Genomic DNA, 8,064 nt, shown 5'->3' with positions numbered 1-8,064 from the left:
CTCGGTCTATATCTTGAGGCAGGTTTTGGTTCATATTTGTGATACTCCCCCTCAAGTGTCCCCCTTGTCAATACTCTGCCACCTGAATCCTTACCGCAATAGTAAACCAATTAACCTACCTACTTGTATTCAAGCTGAAGTTTTGATCCGAGATGGTATCCCTTTAGCAGACATAATGGAAATCGTGATCCGCTCTCCACGCCATGAGCAAAATGTACGGCAAGCAGGATGGAGAGGAAATATCCGAGTATCATCTCGTGATTTTGATTGGCATTCTGAGTGGATTGTTAGAGGTAGTTAAAAGCAGCTTATTTATTAACGAGTTGGTTATGCAAGAAAAAAATCAATTATTATCGATTGACTCACTCCAGGATCGCTGTGCTGGTTCGATAATTGCTGCTGCGGCTGGTGATGCACTAGGTTGGATGACAGAATTTATCCGTTCGCATAACGACCTCAAACATAAAATGGGTTTAGAGCAAGTTACTGACTACCAGTCATGGAGTAAGCGTGTTGGTGGACGCTTCCAAGGTTATGAGGATTATATTGCTGCTGGGGAATATTCTGACGATACCCAATTAACTATCTGCACTGCTGCCTGTATATCCTTCAATGGATGCTTTGACTATCATCCCTTTTGCAAGTTTGAGTATCCAATGTGGCTAGAATATGCTCGTGGTGCAGGTGGCACCGTCAAGGAAGCAGCTGAAAAAATACAGCGCAAGTCGGCTGATTGGAATAGCAATTTTTTCAGCCGTAAGACGAAAGAAGGCAGCATAGACTACCGTGATGGTGGTGCCAATGGTGCAGCCATGAGAATATCACCTCATGTATTAGCTAATGTTGGCCGTTGGGAACAAGCTGAAGCAGATATTTGGCGTAATTCAATAATTAGTCACGGTCATCCAAGAGCTATCGTTGGAGCACTCCTATATGGATATGCACTACAAACTGTATTGCAGTGGTCAGAACCTAGCATAGGTCAACAGTTGATTGAAATACTTGGCAACTGGGTAAAACAGTTGCAAATCCCGAAAATACCCGCTTTGAAAACATGGCTGACTGAATGGAATAAAGGAAGGGTAGAATCTTTCGAGCTAGTCTTTGAGAAAACCAAACAAGAAGCTGTGGAGTGGTTGCGTCTAGTCTGGTCAGGATTACGTAAAGATGAATCACCTCAAAACATACTTGAGCAACTAGGCTGTTTTGACCAAGCTACCAAAGGATCTGGGTTAGCGACTGCGATCGCTGGGGTTTATTTGTTTGCGCGTCAGCCAGAACAAACCCAGGAAAGCATTATTACCGCAGCTAATATGATAGGCAGTGATACTGATTCAATCGCTGCTTTTGTCGGTGGCTTAGGCGGTGCTGCTTTTGGATTGGAAGTTATTCCTGAAAAATGGCGATCGCAGATTCAAGATGCGCCATTTTTGATTTGCATAGGTGAATATCTAGCTAAAATTTCTGCTGGCGAACATGAAAAGATGAAAATTCGCCCAGGCTATAGCAGTATAAAATTGGGCAAAGCCTTGTGTCGTCAGACAGTTCATAGAGATATGCGAGTTGTACATTGCCGTCTAGGCGCAGGCACGATCACAGAAATAGATAAACAATCTCTGCTCACTCAAGGGCGAACAGTAACAACTGTACGCATCAATTTCGATGTTGGTCAAAGCTGCAAGTTAGCTTTTCGTTCTGATACCCCTAGCAAAACATTATTTATTATTTAGTGCATCTCCTAAACAGATGGCCATTAGCTAACGACAAAAAAACACTATAAGGCTATGATTCCTGTTTTAACGGCAAAAAATAAAATTTTTGCGAGTTGATTCTGCCTCAGTAAGAAAATCACATCAACTTTTGCCCCACGTAACTTAACTCACTCCTAAAAAGTTGTGTAAACAATTCTATGAACACCGCTCGTATCCAAAACACTCTAGAAACACTCTTTCAAGATTCAGCCCGTTGGTTGCACCCAGGACGGAGGGTGGTGTTTTGGTACGACCCCGAACAACAATTTACCAGTAGCTTCAATGAACTCCAACTCGAAGGCGTAGAAAAACTCCAACTCGCTGATACTGCCTTTACGGTCAAATATCACCTGCTAGTCGAGCAACCCAATCAAACTTTTCTACTGTACGCCCCCTTTGTCGAACCTGCACCCCAAGAAAACTGGCTTCTAGACATCCAAAAAAGCGGTTTAACCTTCTCTGCTGACCCCGCCGCCCTGATCTATGCAGATTTAGGATTGCGCTCGCGCGGTCTGGAAATTGTCATCCGGGAACATGAGAAATTCTTTAAAAGCCGCAAACGGGCAGAAGCCCTGCAAGCAATGAGTATTTCCCCCGACAGCGACGAACGGGGATTACTCCTGGCTATGCTTTCCGTTCTCGCAGGTTTAAAAGTACCCGATGCAGGGACACTGATTCGGCGGGTGCTGCTGGGGGGTTTATTAGAGTCGGATAACGCCCTTTGGTCTGATATTGAGCGTTTTATCTCCCCTGAAGCTTTCTGGGAAGTAGTCCAAGAACACACGGACTTTCCTAAGCAAAACCCCAGTTTAAACAAGTTATTCGTGCAGTTGCTAATCACCCATTTTGCTAAATCTCTGCACAGTACCATCCCGCCCCAGCTAGCAAACCAAGTCATCACTCCTGGACAACGGGCTTATGCTTTTATAGACCAGTGGATGCGCGACCAGCAGGATTCTCTAGGCTGGAAGATCCTCAGCAGTGAGGTAGCAGAACAATTACATATATTTGATGCTATAGAGAATTTAGAGCCGGAAGTTTTATTTGAAGCAGCCAGTTTCGAGGTGGTGGATAAGGTATTAATCCGCACCTGCGTTAAAACACTGCAAATACGAATGGGGCAACAAATAACGGAATTGACACCCTGGCGAACTTGGTTACAGGCACGTCATACCCTGATTTGGTTTCCCCAGTATGAGAAAATTTATCAAGCATTAGAAGCTGCGATCACTCTGTTGGAATTTAAGCAACAGTATCCAGAAGGATTCTGCCAGCCAGCCCCACTTCTGTTCAAAGCCTACGCCAGCGATTTACACTCTTTTGACAAAGCTTATCGCCACTTTATCGTCAAAAGCGATGATGCCCAAGGGGATATCCTCAAGGGTTTAATTGACGATGTGGAAAATCTATACACCCAATGGTTCCTGGATAGTCTAGGAGAAGCTTGGTCTGATGCCCTTGGCAACAACAACTGGGAATTGGAGGGCATAGCATCCCAAACTAGATTTTTTGGTAGGCACGTATTCCCAATTTTAGAACGGAGCGATCGCGAAAAAGTATTTGTGATTATCTCCGATGCTTTGCGCTATGAAGTCGCCAGCGAACTCGAAGAGGTAATTAAAAAAGAAGTTCGGGGTGAAACCAGCCTAGAGGCACAATTGGGAGTTTTACCCAGCGTGACACGGTTGGGTATGGCAGCACTTCTTCCAGGGTCAAAACTAGAACTGATACCAGGTGATGATGATGTCCGACTGGATGGGCTTAGTACTAAAGGAGCGTTAGCAAGGCAAAAGGTACTAAACCAAAATAGTCGAGTGGAAGCTACAGTACTTAGCGCCAAAGACCTGCTAGAGATGAATACTGACGAAGGACGGGCTGCTGTGCAACCTTATCGCATAATTTACATTTATCACAACGTCATTGATGCGATCGGCGATCAGGCATCCAGCGAACGTCAAGTACTATCAGCTTGCGGAACAGCAATTAGCGAACTGCTACGACTGGTAAAGAAAATTTGTAATTCTATCAATGGTACAAACGTTATCATCACCGCAGACCACGGTTTTTTATACCAACGTCGCCCCATTCAAGAAGCAGACAAGCGACCCCTACCAAGTGGTGAAGTAGTACTGGAAGGCAAACGCCGCTACCTGCTAGCACGAGAACAGTTGAATGACTCAACCTTACTGCACTTTAGCCTGCCCTATACAGAAAATGGCACAGTTGCGATCGTACCCCGTGGTAGTTTACGCTTTGCCGTCCAAGGTGCAGGAGCGCAGTTTGTCCACGGCGGGGCATCTCTCCAAGAAATCTGCGTACCAGTTATCACCTATCATCACCAACGGGCGGTTAAAGGAGACGAAGGCCCAGCCCGGAAAGTAGGGGTACAGGTAAGTGTCAGAGTTCGGCGGGTAACGAATAATCGTTTTACATTGACATTAGTACAAAGCGATGCAGTTGAGGGGAGATGGCGATCGCGTCAAATTACAGTTGCGTTCTACGATCCCCAAACTAATACACCGATAACAGATGTGCGAGGAGCAAACTTAAGCAGCACTAGCCCACATCCTAGCGATCGGGAAACTAACTTAAGGTTGACCGTAACTACCGCTAATCCCCCTAGTAACGTCTATTTAATAGTTAAAGATGCAGACGATGAAAGTGAATTGCTCCGAGAAACCTGGGCAGTTAGTCTAGGGATCGCTAACGACTTTGGAGATTTCTAAGCCAATATAGTCACAATATCGGTGATATCAAATTATTCTCTCCTGCTCCCTGTCCCAAAATGGATGACCTGAATCAAAAACTAAACAGCATTTACCCTGGAAAGGTAGTACGTAAAGACCTGACTAAACGTATCAAAGAAGGTGCTAACGTACCAGTGTATGTGCTGGAATATCTACTTGGTATGTACTGCGCGACCGACGACGAAACCACCATAGAGGAGGGCGTTACTCGTGTAAAAAACATCCTGGCACAGAATTACGTTCGTCCTGATGAAGCAGAACAGATCAAATCTAAAATTCGGGAATTGGGACGATTCACCATCATTGACCGGGTAACGGTAACGCTCAACGACAGAGATGACATCTACCAGGGAACTTTAATGAACCTGGGTGTCAAAGGCGTAGTCATTGACCCAGAAATTGTCAAACCCAACCAAAAGCTTTTGGGTGGTGGTATTTGGTGTATTTTACAACTGGAATATGAAGCAGGAACCAAACCCAGTCCCTTCATTGTCGGAAGTCTCAAACCTATCCAAATGCCTAGTGTAGATATGGATGAATTGTTTGCGGGTCGCCCAGCTTTTACCCGCAGTGAATGGATTGACCTGCTGATTCGGTCAACAGGACTGGAACCCACTACCGTAAGCGAAGACGTAAAATGGCATCTACTTGCCCGTTTAGTAGCCCTTTGTGAAAATAACTACAACTGCTGCGAACTTGGGCCCCGTTCTACAGGTAAATCACACGTCTACAAAGAAGTTTCTCCTAACTCAATCTTGGTTTCCGGTGGAAAAACTACAGTAGCGAATCTTTTCTACAATATGTCCAACCGTCGCGTGGGATTAGTGGGTTTATTTGACGTAGTTGCCTTTGATGAAGTAGCAGGCATGAGCTTCCATGATAACGACGGTGTGCAAATCATGAAAGACTACATGGCATCAGGTTCTTTTGCACGCGGTAAGGCAGAGATTACCGCCAATGCTTCTATGGTCTTCGTCGGCAACATTAATCAAAGCGTGGAATCTTTGGTGAAGACCTCACACCTGCTGGCACCTTTCCCCGAAGCCATGATTGACACCGCCTTCTTCGACCGTTTTCACGCTTATATTCCTGGCTGGGAAATCCCCAAATTTAGCCCAGAGAATTTTACCAACCAGTACGGGTTTATTGTCGATTATTTAGCAGAGTGGCTGCGGGAAATGCGTAAACGCAGTTTTGCCGATGCCATAGACCTCCACTTCAGACTAGGTAACAATCTTAAGCAACGAGATGTTCAAGCAGTTCGCAAAACTGTATCAGGGCTGCTTAAACTGCTTTTTCCAGATGGCTCATTTAGTAAGGAAGATGTGCGTGAAGCCCTAGTGTATGGGCTGCGGGTGCGACGGCGGGTGAAAGAACAGTTAAAGAAAATTGGTGGAATGGAATTTTACGATGTGCATTTCAGCTACATTGACTTGGAAACTCTAGATGAACATTTTGTTTCAGTACCGGAACAAGGTGGTTCGAGCTTGATTAGTCAGGAAATGCTGACTCCCGGTCACTTGCACTTTGTCAGTACAGGGGATAGCGGCATAATTGGAGCATTTAAACTTGAACTGCAAGCAGTACCTGGTGGTGGCAAGTTAGTACGCACTGGTGTTGCGACGGCTGGCAAGATGAAGGACAGTTTAAACATTGCCATGAATTACTTCAAAGCTAACGCTCAAAGAGTTAGCAGTAGCATTCACCCAAGTAATTTGGATTTTTTACTTCAGTTATTAGACTTGCAAGGGTCTGGCGCACCCCAAGAGAGCGGATTAGCATTGTTCGTTTCGTTATGTTCTGCTTCTCTAAAACGAAGTGTTCAAACACAATTTGCGATATTTGGGGAAATGACCATTGGTGGGACGATTACACCAGTCAGTAACCTAGCGGGTAGCCTGCAAGTAGCCTTTGATGCTGGCGCTAAACGTATCCTCTTACCAATGGCAAGCGCTGTGGACTTAGCCAGTGTTCCGCCAGAGTTGTTTGCTAAATTTCAAACATCATTTTACGCTGACCCCGTAGACGCAGTATTTAAAGCGTTAGCAGTCGATTAAAAATTAAGCATGAGAGTCAGGTAATAACCTAGCCCATCAGCGAGTAATTGTTGACGCAAAGCTGATGGCACCGGAACAGAACGAATTTGATAATTTCCTCTCGGAAACGTGGGTTGCAATAGACCCGCATTTACTAGCACCAGTAAGGTGTTGCTAGCAGCCTTTTTATAGGTGGAGTCTGACCATGCAGCCACAGTTGAATTTTGATCTCGCTTTCCTTCAAAGAAGGTTCGCAAATCAGCAGCGGTTACGACGTAATCAAAACTCTTAATTTTGTCTAGCAGGACTTCATCAATGAGTTCGCGCAGAAGGCGGTGTTCTCGCAGAATCAGGAACAATATGGTGAATCGGCGGATGTCAGGGTTGCCAGTGGCAATTAATTGAATATATTCCTCTGGGACTTGCTGAAGACGTTTGAGAATAGTTTGCAGCGCCCGCTCACGGGAAGCTTGAGAGCGCAGTTGAAACAAATCCTCCACCAATACCCGTTGCCGAATATCTTCCTGGGTTGCACCTTGGTACATCAGTTCAGCAACTCGAAGGGTTTCAATTAGAACAAAAGCATTGTTAGTACGAGCAGTATAAGCAGTTTCAGGCATAATCGAAACAATAGAGAAGGCAAGCAAAACCCTTTCTCAAACCTAGATAGTGAGTTATGGATTTAAATGTTTTTCAGGAAATGCTCGTTAGCATCCTCCTATGTAAATCTCCTATTACATTTTCGTCAAGGTTTCGGAGTTTAATACTTCTAAAGGCGGTCAACTTTTGACCTCATCTCACCTGTAATCATCCTTTAACTCCAAGGGAAAATGCCTGCGTAACCACAGCAGTGCAGTAGCAAAAACTAAATGTGTTAATACATCATACATTAGAGATACTTTAATGCATGACTTCACTAAAATAAATATGTAGTTAAGAGTATTTCAGAAGGTAAAAGTAAAAATATTAGATGGTTGCGCTCACGCTACTGTTTGCTTTCGTTATCAGTAAAATACAAAGCCACATCTATATAGAAAAATTTTGTGAGTAAACAAACAATATGTTACTTAGGTAAATCTGAAAAGCTTTTATTTCTACTTTAGACTAGAGCAATATGAATCAATAAATTTGATAATAATGTTCAAATTAAAAGTTTATTTAAAATAAATATTTTTAATGTACTGGAGTAAAATTTGTACAGTTAAAGTAACTATACCTCCTATGAGCAAGAGCATAATTTGATTTTTATGCTCCAAGAAAAAATTATTTTTTTCTACTCTTTTTTCTAGATAAAGGACTGGAAACTTAGCAAACCCAAATTTAAGGAAAAATGCCTGGACTATAAATAATGATATTTCTAATATAGGGATTAAATATTGATAAACAGGTTTGCAATTTTTAACAAAGTCTTGAAAATTTAAAAAGCCAAGTATTAATATAGAACCCATTTGACATCTTATCAGGTTTTGAATTAAGGTACTCCTCAGCATGTAAAATCCAATACTAATGGCGTATTCCAGCAACCTCACT

General features: G+C 43.5%; 6 protein-coding genes. 4 read left to right on the top strand and 2 right to left on the bottom strand.

Going from position 1 to position 8,064, the window contains the following annotated elements:
• From V7L12_RS07575 to brxL, 4 genes are all read left to right on the top strand, one after another.
• Nucleotides 1–301, top strand: a 301-nt coding sequence (locus V7L12_RS07575; RefSeq protein WP_335083524.1) for a hypothetical protein, incomplete at its 5' end; no start/stop codon positions are given.
• 28 nt (nucleotides 302–329) lie between these two features.
• Entirely contained in the window at nucleotides 330–1,730 is a 1,401-nt protein-coding gene (locus V7L12_RS07570) for an ADP-ribosylglycohydrolase family protein (RefSeq protein WP_335083522.1), read from the top strand.
• A gap of 179 nt (nucleotides 1,731–1,909) precedes the next feature.
• Entirely contained in the window at nucleotides 1,910–4,477 is a 2,568-nt protein-coding gene (pglZ, locus tag V7L12_RS07565; protein ID WP_335083520.1) for a BREX-1 system phosphatase PglZ type A, read from the top strand.
• A 59-nt stretch (nucleotides 4,478–4,536) separates the two neighbouring features.
• Nucleotides 4,537–6,555: a protease Lon-related BREX system protein BrxL gene (gene brxL, locus V7L12_RS07560; RefSeq protein WP_335083518.1), complete on the top strand. Its 2,019-nt coding sequence runs from the start codon at nucleotides 4,537–4,539 to the stop codon at nucleotides 6,553–6,555.
• On the opposite strand, the gene V7L12_RS07555 is transcribed toward brxL, so the two are convergent.
• Both V7L12_RS07555 and V7L12_RS07550 read right to left on the bottom strand, forming a co-directional pair.
• The gene (locus V7L12_RS07555; protein WP_335083516.1) at nucleotides 6,552–7,181 is read right to left on the bottom strand and encodes a DUF1819 family protein; all 630 of its coding nucleotides are present in this window, start codon (nucleotides 7,179–7,181) and stop codon (nucleotides 6,552–6,554) included. The two genes, brxL and V7L12_RS07555, sit on opposite strands and share 4 nt — an antisense overlap.
• Nucleotides 7,182–7,688: 507 nt before the next feature.
• The coding region (locus V7L12_RS07550) for a hypothetical protein (RefSeq protein ID WP_335083514.1) at nucleotides 7,689–8,064 on the bottom strand (376 nt) is incomplete at its 5' end.

Source organism: Nostoc sp. (genome assembly GCF_036918245.1).
GTDB lineage: Bacteria > Cyanobacteriota > Cyanobacteriia > Cyanobacteriales > Nostocaceae > Nostoc.
Note: the sequence above shows the minus strand (reverse complement) of the source record. Positions and strands in the feature narration are given on the sequence as shown.

Excerpts from the sequence above, each read along its gene's own strand:
- V7L12_RS07570 (WP_335083522.1), top strand. The coding sequence starts at position 330 with ATGCAAGAAAAAAATCAATTATTATCGATTGACTCACTCCAGGATCGC.
- pglZ (WP_335083520.1), top strand. The coding sequence starts at position 1,910 with ATGAACACCGCTCGTATCCAAAACACTCTAGAAACACTCTTTCAAGAT.
- brxL (WP_335083518.1), top strand. The coding sequence starts at position 4,537 with ATGGATGACCTGAATCAAAAACTAAACAGCATTTACCCTGGAAAGGTA.